Here is a 24,166-nt window from a genome sequence, read left to right on the forward strand (position 1 = left end):
CAAGCAATAATTACAAATATCCAATTACAAACAATCGAAGGAGATCGTCATGAAACTTATTGTGAGCACGCTATGCAGCCTGATGCTGCTACTCGGCAGCCCATTTTCATTCGCAGAAACCAGTTCCGGCAATTCCGCCACCACAACACCGCCGGAGCAAATGGAAAAGCCACATGCCACGCACCAGAACTCCAAACAACATTCCCCGGATGGCGCAACAACGGGCAGCGAAAATGATATTCAAAAGCTGAAAAAGAAATCCGAAACGGAAAGCAAAGCCAACAAGTCACGTGACATGCAAAAGGAAAGTAGCGGTGGCAGCTATTAAGGCAGGCTGAAAAACGGAAGGCCACCACCGCCAGCTCTCATCACAATGGGAGGGTGGCAAAACAAAAAAGGCTCCTGCAAGGAGCCTTTTTTATTGATGCATGATGCCGATCAAGCTTGCTTTTTAGCCTTGCGACGAGCACTGAAGCCAACAGCGGCAATGCCTGCCATCATCATGGCGTAGGTCGATGGCTCGGGTACTGCCGAAATGCAATGCAGCACGTAGTCGGATTGGTTGTTGCAGCTACCGCTACCACAAAGACCCGTCACAGCGGTGAACGACAATCCACTCACTTGCTTGTTGCCGAAAGGATTGGCAATCGCCCACAACGCGCCTTCGCCGTAGCTGGCTTCGCTGATGTTGCTCACGGTGCCAGGACCAGACCAGGTAGCCGTCGTCAGACCAGTAGCCGTCAGGAAGTAATCGGCTGTTGAACCATCCATGAAGGTGGCCGTGATCTTGGCGGTTTCGTTTACATCGCCGTACTCAGGACCATCAAACAGCAGACCCAGCGTGATGTTGGTGATGATGATGTCATTGGTGAAGGAAACATCAATTCTTTCGCCGATATCAATTTCACCAGACGTCTTGCCGGAAATACCTACCCCGGTATAGCCATCTTGAGTCTTTTTCTGGAATGTACCGCCGACAGCCGTGAAAGTCGCATCAGTATCCGGAATGAAGTTCTTGAAGGTTTGTGTAGTTTTGCCATCCTTGAAATCCGAACCGAAAATACTGTTGTCAGGATCGCAAACAGAACAACCATCATGCGAAGTGCTGTACTTGCCGTCGCGGTCATGGTTGTCGCCCTTGCCATACTTGAAGCTGGTAGCAGAGGCGTTCAGGCTGAATACAGCCAGAGCGACCATCACGCCGATTTTGAATTTATTCATGATTTTCGTTCCCCGTGTTGTTGAATGATTGTTGGAAGCCATTCTAGGGAACGAGCGATAAGGCGACCATTGTACCGTGGTACACCTGTACTTCAGTACAATACGACACCTGGCGAATTATTTACTGCCACGCGCCAAGGCGCAGTGCAGCTTAGTTAGCACCTTCAATTTTCAAGAGACGATCCTTTACTACCTGAGCCAGATTGGCCGCTGTGCGTATGGTCGTGTTGCGATCCGTCCAGGAGCTTTCCAGTTGCGAGGATTTGGACATGAGCACCTGATGGGTTTTGATATCCACCAGCAGCACCCGCGGGTAAACAAAGAGATAAGTAGGCTTCAACGCCACGCCAATCAGCAGATAGTCTGCTCCGCTCCCCTCCGCCAGCCGCGCTGCATTCTCGACATTGTTGTAAAGATAGGTGGCGGACTGGCTCGCCATGGCCGCCGTGATCGCTGCATTTGGCGGGACAAGGTCAATACCCTTCTCGGCAAGCTTCTCATGAAATGCCGACGATAAAAGCGCAATGCGCTCCAGTTCTTCCGGAGCATTCGGAATATCCGTCATATCATTCAGCTGAAAATCCAGCGCCATGACCTTGGGGCGAGGCTCTGCCTGGGCGCTGCTAACGGAAAGGCTGATACAACAGCACAAGCCGAGGACAGTCAAAAAACGCTTCATGTGGGAATACCTTAAGAAGTAACTGCGATGGAAAAACGAGGAGACAGGTGCTTACCTTGCTAGGACTGCGCTGAAGGATATAGGTTGCGCCTCACCGCAACAAACCCCGCTGACAGTCCCCAGCGGATCAGGACGACGCGAGCTTCAGGCACATGCCCAGCAGGCCTGATGTCAGGATGACCGGTATGACGCCGACCTTGAAACGAAAAATGGCGATAACAGCTGCCAGTGCCAGCATCACGGCAATCCAGTCTACCGTTGCATCCAGCCCTTGTGGCCACATCACGTGATACGCAAAGAACACCGCCAGATTGACAATCACGCCGACCACCGCTGCCGTAATTGCCGAGAGCGGCGCGGTAAATTTCAGCTTGCCATGGGTAGTCTCGATAAACGGCCCACCCAGCAGAATGAACACAAAGCTGGGCAGAAAGGTAAAAAAGGTCACTATGCCTGCCGCCACAAACGCAGAAGCCACGGTGGCGCCAGCCCCGAACACCTCGCTTACCCATCCCCCCACAAAGCCGACAAAGGTCACCACCATGATGAGCGGCCCTGGCGTGGTCTCGCCCAATGCCAGGCCATCCATCATCTGCGGGACGGTAAGCCAGTGATAATGCTCCACTGCCCCCTGATAGACATAAGGCAAGGCCGCATACGCACCACCAAAGGTCAGCAGTGCAGCTTTGGTAAAGAACCACCCCATCTGCGTATACGCCCCATGCCAGCCATACGCGGCAATGAGCCCACCCATGGCAAGCAGCCAGATGGCCAAACCAGTCAGCGCCACCTTCCAGAATCTGGCCCAGCTGAATATCGCATGTGTGGGGGCAGGCGTATGGTCATCAATCAGTGCGGGCCCCAAATTTCCCCCGCCAGAGCCATGGCTGCCCCCCACCTTAAAATATGTCGGAAAATAGTTGCCGCCCAGATAGCCGATCAGCCCGGCAGAAACAATAATCCAGGGGAACGACAGTTTGAGCACAAATATCGCCAGAAACGCCAGCACAGCAATGCTCCATAGCACCCGGTTTTTAAGGGTGCGCAGCCCTATGCGATATGCCGCAAACATCACAATCGCCACCACCGCAGGCTTGATCCCGTACAACACCCCCGCCACAGCAGGAACAGACCCATACGCCATGTAAATCCAGGCCAGACCCGTCAAAATGAAAAACGATGGCAGCACAAACAAACCACCGGCGACAATTCCGCCCCAGCTACGATGCATCAGCCAGCCGAGATAGGTCGCCAGCTGCTGCGCCTCCGGGCCGGGCAGCACCATGCAGTAATTCAAGGCATGCAAAAAACGCTGATCAGAAATCCAGCGTTTTTTCTCCACCAGATCGTGATGCATGATGGCAATCTGACCTGCGGGCCCGCCAAAACTGATAAACCCCAACTTGAGCCAATACCAGAACGCCTGCGCCAGAGAGACCGGCTGAGGCGCGGGAGTTGTGGGGTATACCGGAGTGGTTTTAGTGCTCATGCCACCTCAAGCCAGAGTCGAGCGTGTTTGAATGCAAGCCCACATGCGGGAGCCATTTCGTGCCTGGTCAGTGAGAAATCTGGCGACAACCATCAATCCACATTCTGCCCAATACGCCAGAGAACACCCGCGGGGTCAGTCAGGCAAAAATCCCGCATGCCCCATGATTGCGTCTCCATCGGCCAGATCTTGACCGCGTATTTTTCCACGACACCGCTATCCTCAATATGGCGCCACCAGGCCTCCACATCCTCCACCAGAATATGCATCATGAAATTTTCAGCAAATCCTTCCGCACAATAATCCTGCAGCAGAAAGCTCACCCCTTCAAAATGAAAGTAGGCAACACCACCACCCTCGGAGGCCATGGTGAACCCCATATCGGTATAAAACTGCTTCGACAAGGCAAAGTCTTTGGAAGGAACGAAGGCTTTGATTTCGGTAATGTGCAGATTGGACATGATAAAAAATGAATGTCTACAGGATTAAGAAAGGTCTGATTTGCGGCAAAAGCACGTCGCCGCGTGATCGTTGACGATCCCCACGGCCTGCATCCAGGCATACACAATGGTTGGGCCCACGAACTTGAAGCCTTTTTTCTTCAACTCTTTTGAGATTCTTTCGGAGAGCGGCGAACTCGCGATCCAGCTTTGGCCATCGCCCTCTATCACCTTGCCGTCAGTAAACGACCAGCAAAACTCACTGAAACTTTCCCCACGGCTTTCCATTTCGCAGTAAATCTGCGCGCCTCGAATCGTCGCCTCGATCTTGGCCCTGGCGCGGATGATTCCGGCGTCTGCCATCAACCGCAAAATATCACTTTCCCCGTAGTGCGCGACCTTCGCCGGATCAAAGTGATCAAACGCCTTGCGGAAGGCCTCACGCTTGCGGAGCACAATGATCCAGGCCAAGCCTGCCTGAAAACCCTCGAGCATCAGCGTTTCCCACAACAGGCGCGAGTCCCGGATCGGGATAGCCCACTCTGTATCGTGGTAGGTTTGCATCAGAGGGTCGCCTTCAGCCCACGAGCATCTGGTAATTAGTCCACTATCGGTCATATTTGCAGCATCCAGTTTGCTATCCTTTTGCCAGATCATGTTTCATTTGAAAATATTAAAAAGACATTAGCATTTCAAAGAAGCATATCCAAAATTTAAGGAGATGATTCGAAGAGGATAGTCCTTAGAGCATCGTCTTCAACATGGCCGCGATCCTTTGCTTGCATGTCAATCAAGATAATTGGACTACATGAGACATCAACATCAGTAACTTATTATTTTTTATTGGTGTTACTGGACCATATTGGATGTCAGGAGATGATCAGATGGTGCCCTCGACAGGAGTTGAACCTGTGACCCTTCGCTTAGGAGGCGAATGCTCTATCCACTGAGCTACGAGGGCAAGGGCGTTATTTTCGCACAAAAAACGTTGCAGGAAATTTGCAAATACAAAATCCCGGTCAGGCTTGTTATGATGAAGATCTTTGTTTCGCGGGCTTTACCAATGAAAATCCTTCTTGCGTCTGCTTTTGTGTTTTTCGGCTTTTTGCTTTACCGCTCGTTTGCCATGGCGAGCCCTTTGCCACAGGTGGGTCAGGCCGCGCCGCCTTTTTCGCTGACGGGCATCAAGGGCGATGCGCATCGCTTGCAGGATTATCAGGGGAGCTGGCTGGTGCTGTACTTCTACCCCAAGGATGACACACCGGGCTGCACCAAGGAGGCTTGCAGCTTTCGCGATGACATGGTGCAGCTGGAAAAGCTGGGGGCGAAGATTGTGGGGATCAGCGTGGACGACACCGAGTCGCACGCCAAGTTTGCAAAAAAGTACAACCTGCCGTTTCCACTGCTGTCAGATACTGATGGCAAAGTCGCCGCGAGTTATGGCGCGCTGACCAATCTGGGCATCATCAAAATCGCCAAGCGTTATACCTTCTTGATTAACCCTGAGGGCCAGATTGCCAAGGTCTATCAAAGCGTGGATACTTCGCGCCACTCGCAGGAAATTATCGATGACTTGCGCCAACTCAGCGCGCGGTAACAGATTTGCCCACTCAAGCTAAAAGGAACCACTTCATGAAAAAATTACTATTAGTCGCCATGCTGGCATCGCTTTCGGCATGCAGCACACCGAACGCGAAACCCAGCCGCGAATGGATCAGTGTGAACTGCAACGGCTTCTCGTCCTGGGACAAATGCAATGAAAAAGCCAAAGCTTATTGCCCCAACGGCTTTGATATTGGCAGCAAGGAAGAAAGCCTGATCGAGCAGAAACGCATCATGCAGTTTGCCTGCAAGCCTTAACGGGCCGGCCTGAAACGCAAAAGAGCCATCGATGATGGCTCTTTTTTTATGCCTTGCGCTGTCGTTTTACTTTTTGACGGGTGCCGGTACGCTGCAAGCGCTATAGGTATTTTCCGGCGTCACCATCAAGCTTGCCTCCTGCCCTTGAATGGTCAGGGTGGAAACGCCGTTGGTGAACGTGCTGCCTGATTTTGCCAGGGCAAATTCGCGCTCAGGCAAGATCACCCAGGCCGTGGCGCCGTTATCCAGCATGCGCACAAAGAATTTCTTGTTCTTTTCGCAGAAATAGGCCGTTGAGTTGGCGGGCGCGCCGGGCACGCTGGCCACTTCATCGGCACCAAATGGCCAGACCTTCATGCCGCCACATCCGTTCAGCATCAAAACAACCGCAGCAACCGCTAAAGACTTGTAATTCAGATTATTCATAACCCCACCAGCACGTTAAAACCAAAGTCTGCCATATTGCCAGTTGCACCCCGGGCTTACAAGCCAACAAAATGGCACGCGAACGGGGATTGGAGGATGAAAAGCATGGAAACAACGAGATTGCGGCCAGCAACAAACTGTCTGCCGGCCGCCGCTTTTGTGAGAAAGCTGACTCATCATAGGGACGAAAAACACGCCGAACAATCAAGGGTGACAAGAATTGTCGGCTGGGCATGCGCCCGCTGAGACCGGCCCTCCCCATCGCTTTGTTCCTGTTGGTTGCCAAATTTGCTGCCTCCATGTCATCAAGCTTTCATGCCAGGTTTGTATGCTGGTGCCATGGTCCACGTCCCCACTTGCATTTGCCTGCTCTGGTTGTTGATACCTGCCTATGCGCAGGCCGATATCTACATGCAAAAAAATGACACTGAGGAAATTCACCTCACCAATCTGGAAGCGCAAGCATCAGACCCCGCGAACACGTATGTGGTACTGGTCGCCGATGCAGAGTCCGGCCAGGCAAAGAACACGGCAAGCCCTGCAGCAACTGCGCCGACAGCAAACCTGCCCTTTGCCGCGAGCGTCAGCCATGCCGCAAGGCTTACCTCGCTGGAGCCTGCCCTGCTGCATGCGGTCATGCATGTGGAATCAAACGGCAACCGCCTCGCGGTATCGCCCAAAGGCGCCAGAGGCTTGATGCAGCTGATGCCTGCGACCGCCAGACGTTACGGCGTCACCAACAGTCTGGACCCGGCGCAGAATGTGCTGGCAGCCGCCCAATACCTGCAATGGCTTAAGCAGCAATTTCATGGCGATACCTCTCTGATGCTGGCCGCCTACAATGCGGGGCCGCAAGCCGTCATCCGCCATGGCTACCGCGTGCCGCCTTATGCCGAAACCCAGCGCTATGTTCCCAGGGTATTGCGCAAATATCGCCAGTTGCAGGATAGCCTGGGCAATTGAACATCGCACACTGCGCTGCCAGGAGACATTCACCCGCGCCATGATCGCGGGATTACGGCTTGGAAAATCCGATTTGCGGCGTCTCCGGTTCCAGCAGCTCCTGACCGAATACCCACTTGCGATAGCTGCTGGCGCCTTTGAACCCACGATCATCCGGCGCAAACCCGGCCTGCTTGACAGGTTTATCGCGCGACAGGCTGTAAATGCCGATAATGCGGCCCTGCTGCCGGATCAGCCCCCACTCCGCACTGCCCGTGATGGGATCATCGTACCGCTTGCGCAAATGACGCTTGATGTTGGGGTAGCGTTTATCCAGCAAAAGATCATCCAGACTGGCCGGATAGACTGGCGGGCCAGTCGGATTGGCCGCCTGGTAGCTGGCAATCGCCGCGCGGTACTGATGCCCGACAAACAACAGCTGTTTTTCTTTTTCTGCGCGTAGCTGCTGATGCCAGCGCATGCCGACTGCCGCCAGGCCCACCCCCGCAATCGCGATCATGAGCAGCAAGCCGATATAGCTGAATCCGCGCTGATCAACCATCCCCATGCCTCTACCAGTCGGCATAGGCCGTTCCGTCGCGCGCGGTGCCCGGCGCGCCACTCCTGATGTCATACACGGCGCTGTCACTGTTCGCCTCCACGCCATTCACATTCAGCTCGGGCGCGATCAGCACCCAGGTCTCGCGGGAACCGGTGATCGGATCTGGTGGCACGGCGCGAATGTAATGCTTGCTGACCAGCTCTTCCAGCGAACGAGGATACCGCTCGTGGTCTCCGTAAAACTTGTCGATCGCCTCGCGCATGATGTTGAGGTCCTGTCGCAGCGTGGATTCCCGGGCCTTGTCCACACTATGAAAATAGCGCGGTACGGCAATCGCGATCAGCAAGGCGACGATGGTCATCACCACCATCAGTTCGATCAGGGTAAAACCCTTGCCAGGCTTGCGGCCACCAAGGCATTTACCAGTCACGGTACCAGCTTCCGTTGATGGCCTGCTCCGGGCTTTTGGAATAGACATCGTAGACATCCTCGCCTTCGCTGGGCGCATCGGCCTCGCTCTGGTAGCTGCGCTTGCCCCAGGTCTCGGCCGGGGCAAGCGTCAGATCATGATTAAGCGGATCGCGTGGAATCTTGCGTATGAAGCGAATGATCTTCTTGTCTGGCCGGGTCTGGTCCTGCACGCCGCGCTCCAGCACGTCCAGGCTGGGCGGATAGCCGGACTGATCAAGCCCGGGCTTGATCTTGCCTTCGTCATAGGCTTGCTTGTAGGCATCAAGAGCCTCGCGAATCTGGCGCAGGCAGGTGCGCAACTCGGCTTCCTTGTTACGCTTGAGCGTCAGCTGCATCACCGGCATGGCCGCCGCGGCGAGGATGGACACAATCACCACCGTGACCACCATTTCGATCAGTGTGAATCCGGCGCGAGACTTCATCGCGACAGGTCCACACCTTCCACTGCCGGTTGTGGCGCAGGCGCCGGGGCAGCATTGACTGGAGCCGCAGGCACCGTCTGGCTGGCATTGGCTGCTGCGGGATCAGGCTGGGCAATCATGGCATCTTCAGAAGAGACAGCACTAGCATCCGCTGCGGCAGCTCCAGAAGTGGATTCTACGGCAGGGCCACTGGTAGACGAGCTGCCACTCCCGGCGGGGGCCGCCAGCTGTGGCTTGTCCGAAATGCCATTCTCGGTGCCTGACCAGTATTCAGATATTTCCGCGTCGGGGCGCCGGATGTTACCCAGGATGTGTGGCGTGATCGCCAGTACGATCTCGGTCTTGTTCTTGCGGTCTTCCTGATTGGAAAACAGCCGCCCGAGGATGGGAATATCGCCGAGCGCAGGCAGTTTGCTGGCATTCTTGCGCTCTTCATCCTGTATCAGCCCGGCCAGTATCTGCATCTCGCCATCCTTGAGCCGCAACAGGGTGCTGGCATTGCGCGTACCTATGGTATACACCGTGGCGCCATTGCGCGTGGTGGTGCGGTCACCCAGCGAGCTCACCTCCAGGCCGATCTTGATGTTGACGAAGTCATCCAGCGTGATGCGCGGCTCCACATCCAGCTTGAGGCCGACATCGATATAGGTCACGTTTTCCGAAATGCCGACATTGGCGGTGGAGGTGGTGGTGATAATCGGCACCTTGTCGCCCACCAGTATCTTGGCCTTCTCGTTATTGCGCACGCGTATGCGCGGGTTGGAAATGAGATTGACGTCGCCCGTGGTTTTGCGGAAGTTGACTGAGGGATTGGGCGAGACATCAAAGCGGCTGGAATTGAGATTGAGCAAGCCTTCCAGCGTCAGTGGCGAATCAGTGGCGACCGTTGAGCTGACGGCAATCCCCGAGCCCGTCGTGGAAGTCGTCACCGGAATGCGACTGTTCACCGAAATCTGGTTGGGGTAAGCAATGCCCAGTTCCTGCAAGCGGCTGCGGCTGATTTCCAGCACCTCGATTTCCAGCATGACTTCGGGGTCCGCCAGGTCATTGGCCGCCACCAGTTTCTCGGCAATATGGATCACCTCCGGCGTATCGCGCATGACGAGCATGTTAAGCCGCTCGTCCACCACCACATCCTTGGTCTTGAGCACGGTTTTCAGGGTGGACGCCACCTGCTTGGCCGAGGCATTGGTCAGGTAAAAGCTGCGTATCATCAGCTCCTTGTAGTCTTTTACCTTCTGCGGCGTGTTGGGGAAAATCAACGCGCTGGTTTCGGTGAGCGCTTTCTTCTGCAAGCCATTGGTCGCCAGCACCATCTCAATGGCATCCTCAATCGAGGCCTTGCGGATATACACCGTGGCCTTGGCATCGGCGCGAATATCCTTGTCCAGGATGAAGTTGATGCCGGTCGCACGCGACAGCGCCTCGAAAACCATTTTGATATTGGCATCGCGAAACTCCAGACTCACCGGCTTCTGAAATGGCGGCTTGAGGCGCGGCGGCTCCGCCTGCGCCACATCGCGGCTGGCGCGTATGCTGGCCTGCAACTGCTGCGCTTCCTTGTTATCGGGGTTTTCCATCAGGATAGTGCGCAATATCGACCAGGCACCATCGCTATTCTGGTTATCGAGCATCGCCCGCGCCTGATCCAGCCGTTTGCTGTGGGCATATTCGCGGGTGATGCTGGCCTTGCCAGCAATGGCCCTTACATTGTTGGGTGCCAGTGTGATCACGCGGTCATACAGCGCATTGGCTTCGACAAAATGCCCGGCACTGCGCTGCTTTTCCGCCTCAGTCAGCAACTCCTGCACCGCCTGCTCCTGGGTGATCAATATATCCTTGCGTGGTACGGCGGCTTCGGGTTTGGCCTGCAGGTTTTCCTCTGCGCTGTGTACCCGCGTTTCGGGAGTATCCCCCTTGACCTCGGACTTGGGCCAGGGCGCAAAGGCGCAGGCATTGAGCATCGTCAGCATTAACAGGCTGCAGAGCGTTGAAAGGCGAATAGGCTTCATTGTGGGTTTCATGGATGGGATCGCGTGGCTAGCGGTCGGTCGGTTGATCGTCAGGCGATGGGGCAAGTGCCACCACCGGTTTGGCTGTCTTGCTCAGCACCACGGTGCTGTTCAGTGGCAGATAGGTCAGGTACAAGGCCCGCTGGTCCACATTATCCAGCCGCCATACTTGCTCTATGGTCTGACCGGGGCTGACGCTGAATACCCGGTTGCGCGATGTCAGAAACACCAGATTGCCGCCGGGTGCATCATCCATTTGTCCCATGTACTGATAAGGCAAGGGCGGCACCACCGGCAGCGCGGGTTCTGTTGACTCGGCACCGCTGGCAACATTGGAAGACGGGGCGACAGGCTCAAGCCTGGCCTGCCATAAATCGACGCCCACACCATGGGCATCCCCCTGGTTGGCAAAGGCGATTTGCCGGGCGCGACTGCGCGCCAGATCTGGCAAGGCGTCGTCCCCGGCCAGTGCAGCTTGTGCCGTATCCGGCCTGACAGACGGCAAACGCAAGCTGGCTTTGCGTGGGGTGGCGCGTGGCATGGTCAGGTCTTCATCGCCATCAGGCGTATCCACCAGATACATCGCCGCCAGCGTCAGCAGCAAGGCGCCACCGAGCAACAGCCTGCGCGGTTGCATCCCGTTCATGCGCCCTCCCCCTTCAGCAGCCAGACATACATCAGCCTGACCTCGGCCTCACCTTCATTCACGGCATCGCGCTTGATGCTGATCTCGCCCAAGCCCAGCGTGGGAAAACGCAAGGCTGCCTGATCAAGAAAGCGGCGTAACTCCCTATAGCGTGCCCTGACCGGCAAGATGATCTCGTAGCGCTGCAAGGCTAAGGCATTGCGCTCATGCGACAGCTTGTATTCGCCCAGCACCAGCTCCACTCCGCACTCCTGCGCCAGCTGGTGCAAGGCCCGCAGCAATTCGGATAGCTCCATCTGTGATGGAAACTGCGCATAAAACTGTTGCAACTGCTGGGCCTCGGCCAATACTGGCGCTGGCTTGGCTGCCGCTTTGGGCTGCGCTTGCAGCCACGCCAATTGATCGCGCTGGGCGTACAGGCGGTGTTGCTCAGGCAGAATGATCGCCAGGCTGAACAGCGCAATCGCCAGCATCAGCAATACACCCGCCTGACCGGCCATGCCCAGCCAGTGGCGTGCCATTTCCAGCACTCGCAACAGGCGCATCATGGAGTCGACTCCGGCAAAGGCTCTTGCCAGGTCGCGGTGAGCACCACGCGCCAGGGCTGCTCAGGGGCATCCTGCTGTTTTTCGTGTTTGAGCAGCACGACTTGGCTGATCTGGGGCGTGGCTTCGAGGCGTTGCATGTAATCAAACACGGCATCGCGACTGCTGGCTTCCGCGGTGAGCTTGAGTTGGCGTTTGCGTGCATCCGGCTCTATGTCCAGCAGGGCAAGTCCGGGGCCGGTAGCGGCTTCCAGCGCGGCGAATAGCGAGCTCCATGGAATCTGCAGAAACGCAGCCGTGCTGCGTGCATGTTGCATGGCCTCCTGCGTCGCCGGGCTTGCAAGCACGCGTGCTTGCCGCGGCTGATCCAGCCCGGCCTGCTTTCTGGCCTCCTGCAGTTGCGCTTGCACGGCTTGCGTCTGCGCTTGCATGGCGGACTGCCACTGCCATGCCACCATCGTCAGCACCATGGCGCCCGCCAATAGCAGACGGCCAGGCCAGGCAGGCTGGTTGGCGGCAATAAAATCGACCCGGAGCATAGGCATGACTCAGCGACTCCAGGCAGGAGTGGTAAGCGATGTTGCCGCAGATGACGCTGGCGCATGGGTGAAGATGGGTACCGCCTGCCAGCCCATCTCGGCCAGTGTGCCCTGCAACGCAGGCCAGGCAGAGGATAAGGAAATGGGCGAGGCTGCATGCAGGAACAGGCTGCCGGGCAGCTGGGGCGCATCGCCTAAACGCAAGGTTTCGCGCTGCAGCAATGCCACGAGATGGCGCGGCCAATCCTGCGCGTGACTGGCGCAGGCACTGAGCGCCAGCCAGTGTCCATCGCGCAGCACGGCCAGATGAATGCGGCCGGGCTCGACCTGTACCAGACAGCTCAAGCCGCGCTGCTGACGATAGATCAGGTTATACGCCTGCATCATGGCAGGCTGTACCGATACCAGTCGGCAACCCGACTGCTCCGCCATGGAGGCAATCGCCTCCAGCAAGGCCTGATCCATGGCGCAGGCAAACTGGCTATCGCCCCTTGGCAGCGGTTCAAGCTGAATACGCCAGGTTCCGGCGGCATCGCCATAGGTTTCCATGAACATTTCTCGGGCAATCGCCAGGCTGGCCGCCTGCGACTGCATGGGTGGCATGGCGGGCAGCAGTTTGTATCGCAGCCATTGATTGCTGACCACCACGCTGAGATTGCTGCCTGCCGGCAGCTCGGCCAGCAAAGGCTGGCAGACTGGCATGACCGCCTGCCAGGAATGTCCATGGGCACGCTCGGCGCCCTCCGCCATGTCCCCCTGCTCCACCTCGCGCATCGTCAGGCACTGAGCCGGGCCAACGAGAGTGGATGTGGAAGGCGCAAACCGCCGCTTCCAGCGTGCCAAGGCCCATGCAGAATGCGGCTGGCAGAGCGTAACGCTGGCCGGAAACAGGCTCAGGCTGTAACTAGGCCGTGACGAAGGTAACACGATTGATTTCTTCCAGTGTGGTTTTGCCCTGCGCCACCGCTTCGACGGCGGCCTGGCGCAAGAGGCGCAGGCCCTTGCGACGCGCGGTGTCCTTGAGCTGACGTATGGGCTGGCGCGAGACGATCATCTCGCGGATTTCATCGTCCAGGATCAAGAGCTCCGCCACTGCCATGCGGCCCTTGTAACCGCTGCCACGGCAATGGCCGCAGCCCTGCCCTTTGCGAAACTGCATGCTGGCGGCCTCGGTCTCGCTGATCATGGAAGCCTGCAGCAGCTCGGCATCGGGCTGGTCATCGACCAGGCAATGCGTGCAATTCAGGCGCACCAGCCGCTGCGCCAGAATGCCATTCAGCGCAGAGACAAAACTGTAGGTATCGACGTCCATATTGATAAAGCGGCCGATGACATCAAACACGTTATTGGCATGCACGGTGGTGAATACCAGATGGCCGGTCAAGGCGGACTGCACGGCAATCTGCGCGGTTTCCGAATCGCGGATTTCGCCCACCATGATCTTGTCCGGGTCGTGCCGCAGGATGGAGCGCAGGCCACGGGCAAAGGTCAGGCCCTTTTTTTCATTGACCGGTATCTGCAGCACACCGGGCAGGTTGTACTCCACCGGGTCTTCGATGGTGATGATCTTGTCGCGGCCGGTATTCACTTCGGAAATGGCCGCATATAGCGTGGTGGTCTTGCCGCTACCAGTAGGCCCGGTGACCAGCACCATGCCGTAGGGCTCACGGGCCAGGGCACGAAATTGCTGGCGCGTCAGCGCATCGAGGCCGACATTTTCCAGCGTGAGACCACGCGACTGCTCGGTAAGCGATTTGCGATCCAATATGCGCAGCACCGCATCTTCGCCATAGACGCTGGGCATGATGGACACGCGGATATCCACCTCGCGCTGCTGGATATGCACCTTGAAACGGCCATCCTGCGGGATACGGCGCTCGGCAATATCCAGCTCGGCCATGACCTTGATGCGCGACACGATCTGCTCCGCCATGTCCACGCCCTGAATCTGGCCCACCGCATCCAGCACGCCATCAATGCGGTATTTGAGTGCCAGCCCGTTCAGCGTGGTTTCCAGATGAATATCGCTGGCGCCTATCTTCATGGCGTCATACAGCGTGGAATTCACCAGGCGGATCACAGGGCTGCTGTCTTCCGAAATACGGCTGAGCGAAAGCTGTTCTATTCCATTTCCAGATCCACTCCCGGGCACATGCTCATCATGCGCTTCGGCGGATGAGTGGCTGCCCAGCACCCTGTCCATGGCTTTAAGCGTTTCTTCATGACGCGAGAGAAAAGCACTGACATCGGCATAATGCGCGAGATACAGCTCAAACGGCTCCGGCATCACTTCCAGCAACCACGCCTGCACATCGGCCGCAAACGGATCGGCAATGACGATCAGCAGCTGACCATCGTCTCGGCGTAGCGGAATGCATTCACGACGGTAAGCCTGGGCAAACGGCATCACCTCAAAATCGGGGATGAGCTCGTGCATGGCGCGGTTATCCATCACCGGGAAATGACATGCACGGGACAGCTCGGCCACAAACGCCTCATGCGGCATGGCGCTCTGGTCTTGCAGCACCTCAATCAGGCGGCGGCTGGACTGCGCCGCCAGTTGCCGGGCACTGCTGATGCGCTGGGCGTTGATCAGGCTCATTGGATGCTGCCTGCCAGATCAAAAATCGGCATGTACAACATCAGTACCACAAAGCCGATGACAAAGCCGATGACCAGCATGAGCAAAGGCTCAAACAGTTTGGTGAACCAGTCGACCCAGCGCGCGGTTTCCTCGTCGTAAAAAGCGGCAATGCGGCCCATCATCTCGCCCATCATGCCGCTGCGCTCACCCACGCGCAGCATGCGCAACGCCACCGGTGTCGACAGTTCGTTAGCTTCCATGGCGGTCGAGATGGCCTGCCCCTGGCGTATCTGCTCGCTAGCCAGCTGCATGCGCGAACGCAAGGCTGGGGCCAGCAGCCCCGACACCATGGACAGCGCGTTCAGAATGGGAATACCGGCAATCAGCAACATGCCCAGCGAACGATAAAAACGCGATAGCTGGTAAATGCGCATGCGTTCGCCTATGGTCGGCAGGCGCCACAGCCACTGCATCATCGCCGCCCGCACCCGGCGCAGGCTGAACAGATAGCCCAGCGCGGCCGTGAGGCCGAGGCTCGCCAGTAGCAAGTGCGCGCCATGGGTTTCGATAAAGCCGCCCAGCGCCAGTAACAGTTGCGACATCAAGGGCATGTCGCCATTCATGTCTTCATAAATGTGCGCAAACTTGGGCACTACAAACCCCATCAGGAACATCACCACCAGTCCGCCGACGATGATCAGCATGGCCGGGTAAATCGAGGCTGAGATGACCTTTTTTTTGACTTCTTCCACCTGGGATTGGTAGTCGATATAGCGCCGTAACGCCTCCGGCATGCCGCCGGTTTTTTCGCTGGCGCGCAGGGCCGCCACATACAGCGGCGGGAACGCCCGAGGATAAGCTTCCATGGCCAGCGAGAGTGGCTGGCCTTCATTGAGCAGACGCAAGGTTCCTTTGAGGGTTTCGCGCACCGGCGGGCGCTGCTCTTTTTCGGAAAGCGCCTCAATGGCTTCGATCAGGTTAAGCCCTGCCTCCAGCAGCGCCAGCATCTCCTGACTGAACAGCATCAGCGGAAATCGCTCACCTCGCGTCCATTGCAGCTGCCAGTCACGGGCGGCTGTCGCCACCGAAAACACGGTGTAGCCCTGGGCCTTGGCGGCTAACGCTGCCGCCTTTTCATTGGCCGCTTCCAGGCGCAATGAGCTGTATTGTTTGTCGCGCAGTACGCTGAGTTTATAAAGCATGCCTACCAGCTGACGATGTCAGCCATCTCGTTGCTACCACCTGGCTGGCCATCTTTCCCGAGCGAATAAAGATCATATTCCCCGTGTTCGCCGGGCGCTTTGTATTGATAAGGATGGCCCCACGGATCGTCAGGCACGTTCTTCTTGAGATAGGGCCCATCCCAGCGGGCATCGTTGTCCGGCTTGACGGTCAGCGCGGCCAGGCCTTGTTCGGTAGAGGGATAGTGCCCAGTGTCCAGGCGATATTGATCCAGCGCTTTTTCCAGGGAGTCGAGCTGGGCGCGGGTGGCCTTGATCTCGGATTTGCCAATCTGGGCAAAATACTTGGGACCGACATAGCCTGCGAGCAGACCGATGATGACCATGACCACCAGCAGCTCCAGCAAGGTAAAGCCGGAATGACGGACTCGCCTCCTGCCAGAATGATGAATCGAGGCCGGACGCGGGATATAAGAGGCATAAGAGGATGTATTCACAGCCCAGATCATAGGCGCTGTTTTTTACAGTAATGTTGCATTCTCAAGACACACCATACTTTTGTGACAACGACACTTGCATGTCCGGCGCGGGTTTCATCATTCCGCCGCATTAACATCTTTTAACGTTCATCAATCTGAAATTTTTGCTCCCTATAGTGCACGCACTTGCTGCAATCCCGACAAAGAGGAAGACAAAAATGCACTACTCCCGCGCCATCATCACCAGTCTTTTATTGGCCCAACTGGCCTTGCCACAACTGGTACAGACAGCCTCTGCCCACGAAGCCGGGCACGAACATGCCCAGCCCCCCATGAGTTCCGCCCTGCAGGTCAATGGGCCACTGCCCGCTCTGCCCGCAGGCGTTACCGAGCTCAAGTTCAGCGAAATCTACAAGCTGCCTGTTGGCCCGCGCGGCATGGAGCCGTCAGCCAAACTCCTGAGCCTGAATGGCAAGCAGGTGCGACTGGTGGGCTATATGGCAAAGCAGGACGAAGCCACGCCAGGGGTTTTCATCCTCTCGCCATTGCCGGTCCTGATGGGGCATGAAGATGAGAGCTTTGCCGACGACATGCCAGCGAACTCCGTGTTCGTGCATTTGCATGATGCCCAGCAGATCAATGGCTACGTGCCGGGCCTGATCAATCTCAGCGGTGTACTGAGTGTGGGCGAGTGGCACGAGGTCGATGGCCGCATTTCTTATGTGCGCCTGCAACTGGATGCCGTGCAAAGCGCCCAGCTGGTGCGGCCGGAGACGACCGCCGCCCTGCATTCAACAATCAAGTAGTTCATGTTTTTGCGTCACCCGTAATCGCTGTACCTGTCATTTTCTGTTTTTGATGATAGCCAACCCTTTGTATTGATTAATTAGGAGCTTTTTCAAATGAAGTCACCCCGTTTTGCACTTAACTGTGTACGCGCTGTTGTGGCAGCGACGCTGGGCGTCGTTGCCAGCGTCAGTGTTGCCGCCCCTACCGTTACACGCCTGACACCACCGAGCGAACGTTTCGCTACCGGCGTGAATGACCCAAGCGCCCCCATGATCGCCCGCTTCCTGCCAGGTCAGCGCTTTGACCTGCAAGCGACTATCCGTCCTGATGCTGGCGCCACCATCACTGGCTTCCAGTTTGCCGTGGATGGCGTGACTGTGCCTGTTACCGCCAGCACTTCCGGCATCGTCACCACTGGCCTGAATGCCGGCCTGCCAGCAAATACCGCCGTGGTTTCCAAGCGCGCTTACTCCAACAATGTACCTGGCGTCCACACCCTGACAGTGAAAGCCACGCAAAGCGATGGCCAGACCGTGACCGCCACTGGCAGCTTTGAAGTGGTTGGCATTACCAACCAGGGCCGCCCTGCCAAGAACATCATCATCATGCTGGGCGATGGCATGGGTGCCGCGCACCGCACTGCGGCCCGCATCATGGCCAAAGGCTATGCCCAGGGCAAGGCCAAGGGTCATCTCGCCATGGATACATTCCCCTATACCGGCATGGTGATGACATCCTCACTGGATACCATCGTCACTGACTCCGCGCCTGGCATGGCCAACTATGTGAACGGCAACAAGCAGGCTTCCGGTCAGGAAGGCGTATGGCCAGATGACACCAGCGACGCATTCGACAATCCACGCATGGAATACCTGTCGGAATACTTGCACCGCACCAAGGGCAAATCGCTGGGTATCGTCACCACCGCCGATGTATTTGACGCCACACCTGCTGCCAACGCCGTGCACACCTCCAACCGTGGCAACGGTACCGGCATTGCCGACCAATACCTGGATGACCGCAAGCTGACCGGCCTGACCGTGCTGATGGGTGGCGGCCGCAAGTGGTTCCTGCCCAATGCATCCAATAGCGTCAGCCCGCAACCGGCCAATGGTTCGCAACGTCGCGCTGCCAATGATTACGTGCTGAGCAGCGACATCGTCAGCGGCTGGGGTGCTGCCGTCGGTGCCAAGGATCCAGCGCGTGACCTGATCAGCGACTTCAGCGCTGCCGGTTACACCTATGTTTCTGACAAATCTGCCCTGCAAAGTGCAGGTGTGCCAGACAAGCTGCTGGGCCTGTTTGCCTACTCCAACATGAACGTAGCGTTTGACAAGATCAACGGCCGTCGTGGTGTTTCCAGTGTGGTGAATGACTACGGCTTCCCTGACCAGCCCATGCTGGAAGAGATGACCGACAAGGCCATCAAGGTGCTCGCCAAGAACCCGGCTGGCTTTGTGCTGACCGTGGAAGGTGCTTCCATCGACAAGCAGGCCCACTTGATGGATAGCGATCGCTGGATTGAAGAAGTCATCGAGTTTGACCGTGCTGTGCAAGTCGCCAAAAATTTCGCCACGGCCAATCCGGACACGCTGGTGATTGTGACGGCCGACCATGAAACCGGCGGTGCTTCCATCCTGGGTGCTTCCAAGGTGACCAATGCCGAGTTGCAAGGCAAGGCCAACACTGTGGCCAGCATGCGTAATGAAGTGGTGGGTACTTATCAGGATGCGAAATTCCCCAAGTACACCATTGCCGCTGATGGCTACCCTGCGACTACCGATATCGACAACAAGATGCTGATCGGTTACGGCGCCAATGCTGACCGCTACGAAGCCTGGATTGCCAATGCGCAACCTACGCAGGATAGCCAGCAGCCATTCGCGGGCACTGCCCCACTCAACACATATCCAGCCAACCCAGGCGTGCGCAATGCCAGCACCGGTTACCTCGTGACTGGTCAGGTATCCGGCGATCAGGCTGTGCACACCGCGACTGATATTCCATTGTCCGCCTTCGGCCGTGGCGCTGCCCTGTTCACTGGCGTGATGGATAACACCGATGTGTTCTTCAAGTTTGGTCAGGCTGCCATCGGCGGCGTGAAGTAAAGATAGCCCACAACACCGGCGCTGCGGCAGCTGCCGTGGCGCCCGGTTTGATGACGAAAGCGAGATACCATGAACACCGTAAAACTTCTGATGAATGCCGCCGTGATTGGCCTGGCAAGCTTTGCTGCCAATGCCCACGCCGGCTACAACTTCAACTTTGACAACGCCGCCAGCGGCACCTCTGCCAATGATGCCGCCGTCAACCCTTACAGCAATGTGCAGTTCCTGAGCGGCTTTGTCACCGCCGATCTGGATGCCGATGGCTTTGAAATTCTTGATCCCAACGGCCAGACCATCCCCGGCTATACCCACTGGGAAGCCTACTCAGATAGCGATATCCGCGTGCGCGACCCACAAGAGTATGGTCATGGCGATGCTCCATCCGTCTCCAATGCACTGGACGCCATGTTTGACCAGGTGCTGATCAGCTTCAGCAGCGCCCAAAACCTGTCGTCGTTCTCGGTGCAGCTGGATAACAGCATGTTTGGCGACTTCAATTCCTCCATCCTGTTCCTGGATGCGGCTGGCAAAACCATCTCTACCCTGTCGTTCGACCAATACGCCAACCCCGGTGCCATCATCACGGGCGGCGCGGTCTCGGGTGTATACGGCATCGTGCTGAATGCAGGCAAGCTGTATGACAACCTCAGTATCACCACGGTCAGCGCCGTTCCTGAAGCCGAAACCTACGCCATGATGCTGGCGGGCCTGGGCATGATGGGCTTTGTTGCCTCGCGTCGCCGTCGCTAATCTACTCCTCGCTTCATACTTGCGGGCACGCCCGCCGCAAGTGTCTCCCACAAAAAAAGCACATCTTCATGTGCTTTTTTTGCGTCTTCAACAAGCCATCGAAACAGCTTGCCAAAAAACCCGGGCAAAACCCACACGGCTATCGCCTTATGGTTAGGGGGCCCTGGGTTTCAAGGCATTAGCTCTTTTTGTGACTTTGGCTACCCGCTTTCACATGCTGCTCATGCGAGCCACCACGGGTGCCGCCTTGCTGGCTCTTGTTAGGACTGCCAGCCTGCTCCTGTTGCTTGTTGGCGCCGCTTTGCGCCCCGCCCTGCTGCTGATGCTTGTGACTTTGCGAACCAGCCTGAGCGTGTTGCTGAGAGGTACCACCACGCGTGCTTCCTTGTTGTGTAGCCATCATAATCTCCTTGTATGGATTGAATGTTAGCGTTACGCAAGGTAACGGCTTCATTGTGCAAGCCATAGGCAGGTCTCGCGAGCCGGCGGGGTCTGAAAAATATGTAGGAGATTGTGTTAGACGCCAGGCTGGCGATGGCTGATGAAGCGCACTTCTAATCGGCAAAGAAAGCCAGTTTGTCTGCCTTTGCCAGCCTCTTGAGCCTGGCTTCGGCGATGGAGGCCGCTGACCGGTCAGCGTATGGCTTGCTGGCCAGTATTCTCAGCGGCGGGTTTGCCCGGGTATAGCGCGCGCCCTTGCCTTCGACATGCGCTTTATAGCGTGCTTCAAGATTGTTGGTGATGCCGGCGTAATAGCTGCCGCCTTTGCACTCCAGCAAATAGAGATGCCAATGCGATGTCCCGTTTTCTTCGCTCACTGATGATCCTTAACCCTTTGCGTTGCCCATGATGGTCGTCATTTTTAATGTGGGGGCAAGCCGTGAATTCAAGCCCGCATGGTATAGGAAACCCGCAGTGAATGCTTTACAGGGACGCGATTTGTGCAAGCGTTTGTTCCGCCTGCTGGCGCAAGGCCTGCTGGGCCTCGGCAGACATCTTGTCCCAATTGCGATACACCATGCTCAGGCGATGGTTGCCACGCAAACGGGTCTCGTGCCTGGCAAAAAAATCCCAGTAAAGCGCATTGAATGGGCAGGCACGCTCGCCTGTTTTGGTGGACTTGCTGTAGTGGCAACCCTTGCAATGGTCGCCCATGCGATCAATGTAAGCGGCACTGGAGACATAGGGCTTGGTGGCAAGCAGGCCGCCATCGGCAAACTGGCTCATGCCCAGGGTGTTGGGTGCCTCCACCCATTCAAAGGCATCGATATAGATGCCCAGGTACCAGCGATGCAGAGCTTGCGGATCAAGCCCTGCCAGCAAGGCAAAGTTGCCGATGACCATGAGCCGCTGGATATGGTGGGCGTAGGCATGCTGCAATGATTGCGTTATGGCGCTTGCCACACATGCCATGCGGGTCTTTCCGGTCCAGAACCATTCCGGCAGCGGCCTGCTGTGCCCAAGGGCGTTGGCCTCGGTGTACCCGGGCATTTGCGCCCAATACACGCCCCGCACATATTCACGCCAGCCCAGTATCTGCCGGATAAAGCCTTCAGCAGCGGCCAGCGGCACGTTTCCCTGGCACCAGGCGGCTTCTGCGGCGGCCACCACTTCACGCGGGTTGAGCATTTTCACATTGAGCGCAAACGACAGCAGGGAGTGAAACAGGCGCCAGCCACGCGTGGATAAGGCATCCTGATAATCCCCAAACAAAGGCAAGCCCTGGCTGATAAAGACCTCGAGCTGCGTCAGGGCCTCCTCGCGGGAGAGCGGCCAACGCAAAGCCTCGGCCTGTGGATCGCCAAAATGCGCCGCGCCACTGGCGACGATGGTTTGCCACAGGGTCTGATGATCATGTTGTGGACGCATATCGGCCGGCAATGGCTGCGCAGCAGGCAGCGCCTTGCGATTGTCGTGATCAAAATTCCACTGGCCGCCCTCGGGCTGATCGTCTGCTGTCATCAATACCCGGTGCTGACGGCGCTGGGCCCGGTAAAAATGCTCCATCAGCCATTGCTTGCGGCCTTTGAATTGCGCAGCGACGGTTTGGCGCGTGGTGTAGAAATGCTCGCTATCCACCATGTTCACTGGCACCGGGCTGGCCTCGGCCCAAGTGGCGAGCTGATCATCCAGCCGCCATTCATCCGGCGCCTGATACTGCATCGCACTTGCCTGATAATGGGCGATCAGCGCATCGAGATTGGTCGTGAGCTGTTGGCGATTGGAGGCGTCATCAATGGCGATGTAGCGCACGCGATGTCCAGCGCTTTTGAGTTGCTGGGCAAAATGGCGCATGGCGGCAAATATCGCCAGCATCTTTTGCGCATGGTGCAGCACATAATCCGTCTCCTGGCGGATCTCCATCATGACGTACACCACATCGGGGCTGACATGGGCAAACCAGGAATGCTGGGGATTGAGCTGATCGCCCAGAATCAGGCGCAAGGTCACCTTTGAATTGGCCTGCCCCGGCAAGGTTGATGCCGCGGAGCTCATGTTGCCCTCGCCCATAATGCGCGGTAGCTGCCATCCGCATCGTAATCCTGCGCCTGCTTGTCCGGATTAAAGCGCCTGCCCTGCCGCGGATCGGTGCCGCGCCCACTCAGATAGAGCCAGTTGCCCTGATTGCTGTACACATCGTAATCCAGCAGCTGTGATTCAAACCAGGCCGCGCCGGCACGCCAGTCGCAGCCCAGGTCATGTATCAGATAACTCGCGACATTCTGCCGCATGCGATTGGAAAGATACCCGGTCGCCGCCAGCTCGCGCATGCCGGCATCAATAAACGGCTGCCCGGTTTCGCCACGGCACCAGCGGGCAAAATGGTCTGGATCATGCGATGGCACAGGCGCCTCGCCCAGGCCCCGAGCGCGATACAGCTTTTTGCCGTGTTTGAAATGCAGCCAGCGAAAGTGATCGCGCCACAGCAATTCAAACCACAGCCAATAGGTGCTCTCATTGGCACCGTGCTCCGCTTCAAATGCCTGAATCGCCGCCCATGCCTGCCGTGCCGACAAGGCACCCGTCGCCAGCCAGGGCGACCATTTGCTGGAGTAATCGACCCCGATGAGCCCATTGCGGGTGGACTTGTAACTATCTGGCAATCGCCGTTGGCAATACTGCTGCAGATGCTGCAGGGCACCCTGCTCACCGCCATCAAACCCCGAAGAGCCAAGCGGAAAAGCAGACCGGGCGTCATCCGGCCATGGCTCGCTGGCTAGGACATGATCAGCGCCCCCCCTCTCCTCGTGACCAACCGTTATCGCATTCAGCAAGGCATGAGATGGCAACGGCGCCAGCCGCTTGATGGGAGGCAAAGGCCGCGTCGCCTGCACATGCTCACGCTCCAGCGCATGGCGAAATGTCGTAAAGGTATCTGGCACCGCCTGAGGATCAAATGGAAGCTCCTCCAACGCCACCAGACTCGATTGCCAGATGGTCTGCACGTTCACCCCCGACGCCAGTAGTGCAGCCACCACTGCCTGCTCCTCAGGCGCCGCAATCTCCTCGCACACCAGCCATGGGTGGCCAAGGGTGCGCACCAACTGCACCAAGGTATCGACGCTATTCCCGCGCAATTGCACCAGGTCACTGCCAAGCACGCGCAATTGTGCCGCCAGCGCATCCACCGCGCTCGTCAGCCATGTACGCCGGTGCGGCGCCATTCTGGTAAAGCCCCAGCGCGTCGGGGCTGATTCGGCACGATCATGAATGAATACTGGCAGCAACCAGCGCCCCTGCTGCTCTGCACGCTGAGCCGCCGCTACCAAGGCGACTTGATCATGCAGTCGCAGATCGCGGCGAAACCAGAAAATAATCCCGGTCGCTGCCGTTACATGCATCACATCTCTCCTACGCTGACCATGCCACAAGGCATGCCATGAAGGTTGCCGCTAAAGGAGAAGTGAAAGATAAATGGGCTTGGGCAATGAAGAATAGCGGACTTTGGCATAGGTTAACTTTGGTTCAAGCGCGTATCTTAAAAAAATGCCCGCATTTTCTCCATGACTGCAGGCATTTC

The 24,166-nt window shown here is 57.2% G+C and carries 28 protein-coding genes and 1 tRNA gene; 7 read left to right on the top strand and 22 right to left on the bottom strand.

Going from position 1 to position 24,166, the window contains the following annotated elements; all coding sequences use genetic code 11:
• Positions 1-49: 49 nt before the first annotated feature.
• Positions 50-328, top strand: a complete 279-nt coding sequence (locus LG203_RS05530; RefSeq protein WP_230344854.1) for a hypothetical protein — start codon at positions 50-52, stop codon at positions 326-328.
• Between the two features lie 110 nt (positions 329-438).
• Here the strand turns inward: LG203_RS05530 and LG203_RS05535 are convergent, their stop codons facing one another.
• From LG203_RS05535 to LG203_RS05560, 6 genes are all read right to left on the bottom strand, one after another.
• Positions 439-1,221 (bottom strand): PEP-CTERM sorting domain-containing protein, encoded by a 783-nt coding sequence (locus LG203_RS05535; RefSeq protein ID WP_230344855.1) that lies wholly within the window; start codon positions 1,219-1,221, stop codon positions 439-441.
• Between the two features lie 151 nt (positions 1,222-1,372).
• Entirely contained in the window at positions 1,373-1,900 is a 528-nt protein-coding gene (locus LG203_RS05540) for a DUF2380 domain-containing protein (RefSeq protein ID WP_230344856.1), read from the bottom strand.
• A gap of 127 nt (positions 1,901-2,027) precedes the next feature.
• A complete protein-coding gene (gene chrA / locus LG203_RS05545; protein WP_230344857.1) occupies positions 2,028-3,389 on the bottom strand; it encodes a chromate efflux transporter in 1,362 nt (453 codons plus the stop codon).
• 92 nt (positions 3,390-3,481) lie between these two features.
• Entirely contained in the window at positions 3,482-3,850 is a 369-nt protein-coding gene (locus LG203_RS05550; protein ID WP_230344858.1) for a VOC family protein, read from the bottom strand.
• A gap of 24 nt (positions 3,851-3,874) precedes the next feature.
• Positions 3,875-4,447 carry a DNA-3-methyladenine glycosylase I gene (locus LG203_RS05555; RefSeq protein WP_230345039.1) on the bottom strand — a complete coding sequence of 191 codons (573 nt, stop codon included), beginning with the start codon at positions 4,445-4,447 and terminating at the stop codon, positions 3,875-3,877.
• A gap of 267 nt (positions 4,448-4,714) precedes the next feature.
• Positions 4,715-4,790, bottom strand: a tRNA-Arg gene (locus LG203_RS05560).
• A gap of 69 nt (positions 4,791-4,859) precedes the next feature.
• On the opposite strand from LG203_RS05560, the gene LG203_RS05565 reads away from it, so the two are divergent.
• Positions 4,860-5,426: a peroxiredoxin gene (locus tag LG203_RS05565; protein WP_230344859.1), complete on the top strand. Its 567-nt coding sequence runs from the start codon at positions 4,860-4,862 to the stop codon at positions 5,424-5,426.
• A 35-nt stretch (positions 5,427-5,461) separates the two neighbouring features.
• Complete coding sequence (locus tag LG203_RS05570; protein ID WP_230344860.1) at positions 5,462-5,689, top strand: hypothetical protein; 228 nt, start codon at positions 5,462-5,464, stop codon at positions 5,687-5,689.
• 66 nt (positions 5,690-5,755) lie between these two features.
• Here the strand turns inward: LG203_RS05570 and LG203_RS05575 are convergent, their stop codons facing one another.
• On the bottom strand, positions 5,756-6,046 hold the full coding sequence (locus LG203_RS05575; RefSeq protein WP_230344861.1) for a hypothetical protein: 291 nt from the start codon (positions 6,044-6,046) through the stop codon (positions 5,756-5,758).
• A gap of 384 nt (positions 6,047-6,430) precedes the next feature.
• Here LG203_RS05575 and LG203_RS05580 point away from each other — a divergent pair, with 384 nt between their 5' ends.
• A complete protein-coding gene (locus LG203_RS05580) occupies positions 6,431-7,078 on the top strand; it encodes a transglycosylase SLT domain-containing protein (RefSeq protein ID WP_230344862.1) in 648 nt (215 codons plus the stop codon).
• A 52-nt stretch (positions 7,079-7,130) separates the two neighbouring features.
• On the opposite strand, the gene LG203_RS05585 is transcribed toward LG203_RS05580, so the two are convergent.
• The 11 genes from LG203_RS05585 to gspG all read right to left on the bottom strand — a co-directional run bounded on the left by LG203_RS05585 (position 7,131) and on the right by gspG (position 16,528).
• Positions 7,131-7,643: a type II secretion system protein gene (locus LG203_RS05585; protein ID WP_230344863.1), complete on the bottom strand. Its 513-nt coding sequence runs from the start codon at positions 7,641-7,643 to the stop codon at positions 7,131-7,133.
• Positions 7,630-8,097, bottom strand: coding sequence for a type II secretion system protein (locus LG203_RS05590; RefSeq protein ID WP_407665368.1), 468 nt, complete (start codon positions 8,095-8,097; stop codon positions 7,630-7,632). Before LG203_RS05590 ends, LG203_RS05585 begins: the two co-directional genes overlap by 14 nt.
• Positions 8,039-8,512 (bottom strand): type II secretion system protein, encoded by a 474-nt coding sequence (locus LG203_RS05595; protein WP_230344864.1) that lies wholly within the window; start codon positions 8,510-8,512, stop codon positions 8,039-8,041. Before LG203_RS05595 ends, LG203_RS05590 begins: the two co-directional genes overlap by 59 nt.
• Positions 8,509-10,485, bottom strand: a complete 1,977-nt coding sequence (locus tag LG203_RS05600) for a secretin N-terminal domain-containing protein (RefSeq protein ID WP_230344865.1) — start codon at positions 10,483-10,485, stop codon at positions 8,509-8,511. Before LG203_RS05600 ends, LG203_RS05595 begins: the two co-directional genes overlap by 4 nt.
• 67 nt (positions 10,486-10,552) lie before the next feature.
• Positions 10,553-11,170, bottom strand: coding sequence for a hypothetical protein (locus LG203_RS05605; protein ID WP_230344866.1), 618 nt, complete (start codon positions 11,168-11,170; stop codon positions 10,553-10,555).
• Entirely contained in the window at positions 11,167-11,718 is a 552-nt protein-coding gene (gene pilO / locus LG203_RS05610; protein WP_230344867.1) for a type 4a pilus biogenesis protein PilO, read from the bottom strand. Before pilO ends, LG203_RS05605 begins: the two co-directional genes overlap by 4 nt.
• On the bottom strand, positions 11,715-12,260 hold the full coding sequence (locus tag LG203_RS05615) for a PilN domain-containing protein (RefSeq protein WP_230344868.1): 546 nt from the start codon (positions 12,258-12,260) through the stop codon (positions 11,715-11,717). Before LG203_RS05615 ends, pilO begins: the two co-directional genes overlap by 4 nt.
• Before the next feature lie 3 nt (positions 12,261-12,263).
• Entirely contained in the window at positions 12,264-13,181 is a 918-nt protein-coding gene (locus tag LG203_RS05620) for a hypothetical protein (protein ID WP_230344869.1), read from the bottom strand.
• Complete coding sequence (locus LG203_RS05625; protein WP_230344870.1) at positions 13,159-14,856, bottom strand: GspE/PulE family protein; 1,698 nt, start codon at positions 14,854-14,856, stop codon at positions 13,159-13,161. Before LG203_RS05625 ends, LG203_RS05620 begins: the two co-directional genes overlap by 23 nt.
• Positions 14,853-16,040 carry a type II secretion system F family protein gene (locus LG203_RS05630; protein ID WP_230344871.1) on the bottom strand — a complete coding sequence of 396 codons (1,188 nt, stop codon included), beginning with the start codon at positions 16,038-16,040 and terminating at the stop codon, positions 14,853-14,855. The genes LG203_RS05625 and LG203_RS05630 overlap by 4 nt, the downstream gene beginning before the upstream one ends.
• Before the next feature lie 2 nt (positions 16,041-16,042).
• Complete coding sequence (gene gspG / locus LG203_RS05635) at positions 16,043-16,528, bottom strand: type II secretion system major pseudopilin GspG (RefSeq protein ID WP_230344872.1); 486 nt, start codon at positions 16,526-16,528, stop codon at positions 16,043-16,045.
• A 188-nt stretch (positions 16,529-16,716) separates the two neighbouring features.
• On the opposite strand from gspG, the gene LG203_RS05640 reads away from it, so the two are divergent.
• The 3 genes from LG203_RS05640 to LG203_RS05650 all read left to right on the top strand — a co-directional run bounded on the left by LG203_RS05640 (position 16,717) and on the right by LG203_RS05650 (position 20,145).
• The gene (locus LG203_RS05640; RefSeq protein ID WP_230344873.1) at positions 16,717-17,304 is read left to right on the top strand and encodes a hypothetical protein; all 588 of its coding nucleotides are present in this window, start codon (positions 16,717-16,719) and stop codon (positions 17,302-17,304) included.
• A 96-nt stretch (positions 17,305-17,400) separates the two neighbouring features.
• On the top strand, positions 17,401-19,395 hold the full coding sequence (locus LG203_RS05645; RefSeq protein ID WP_230344874.1) for an alkaline phosphatase: 1,995 nt from the start codon (positions 17,401-17,403) through the stop codon (positions 19,393-19,395).
• A 69-nt stretch (positions 19,396-19,464) separates the two neighbouring features.
• On the top strand, positions 19,465-20,145 hold the full coding sequence (locus tag LG203_RS05650) for an FxDxF family PEP-CTERM protein (RefSeq protein WP_230344875.1): 681 nt from the start codon (positions 19,465-19,467) through the stop codon (positions 20,143-20,145).
• Positions 20,146-20,323: 178 nt separating this feature from the next.
• Here the strand turns inward: LG203_RS05650 and LG203_RS05655 are convergent, their stop codons facing one another.
• The 4 genes from LG203_RS05655 to LG203_RS05670 all read right to left on the bottom strand — a co-directional run bounded on the left by LG203_RS05655 (position 20,324) and on the right by LG203_RS05670 (position 23,987).
• A complete protein-coding gene (locus tag LG203_RS05655; RefSeq protein WP_230344876.1) occupies positions 20,324-20,545 on the bottom strand; it encodes a hypothetical protein in 222 nt (73 codons plus the stop codon).
• A 154-nt stretch (positions 20,546-20,699) separates the two neighbouring features.
• Complete coding sequence (locus LG203_RS05660; protein WP_230344877.1) at positions 20,700-20,963, bottom strand: GIY-YIG nuclease family protein; 264 nt, start codon at positions 20,961-20,963, stop codon at positions 20,700-20,702.
• A 106-nt stretch (positions 20,964-21,069) separates the two neighbouring features.
• A complete protein-coding gene (locus LG203_RS05665; protein ID WP_230344878.1) occupies positions 21,070-22,641 on the bottom strand; it encodes a cryptochrome/photolyase family protein in 1,572 nt (523 codons plus the stop codon).
• The gene (locus LG203_RS05670; protein ID WP_230344879.1) at positions 22,638-23,987 is read right to left on the bottom strand and encodes a DASH family cryptochrome; all 1,350 of its coding nucleotides are present in this window, start codon (positions 23,985-23,987) and stop codon (positions 22,638-22,640) included. Before LG203_RS05670 ends, LG203_RS05665 begins: the two co-directional genes overlap by 4 nt.
• Between the last annotated feature and the right edge of the window lie 179 nt (positions 23,988-24,166).

Source organism: Methylovorus mays, from assembly GCF_020531915.1.
GTDB lineage: Bacteria > Pseudomonadota > Gammaproteobacteria > Burkholderiales > Methylophilaceae > Methylovorus > Methylovorus mays.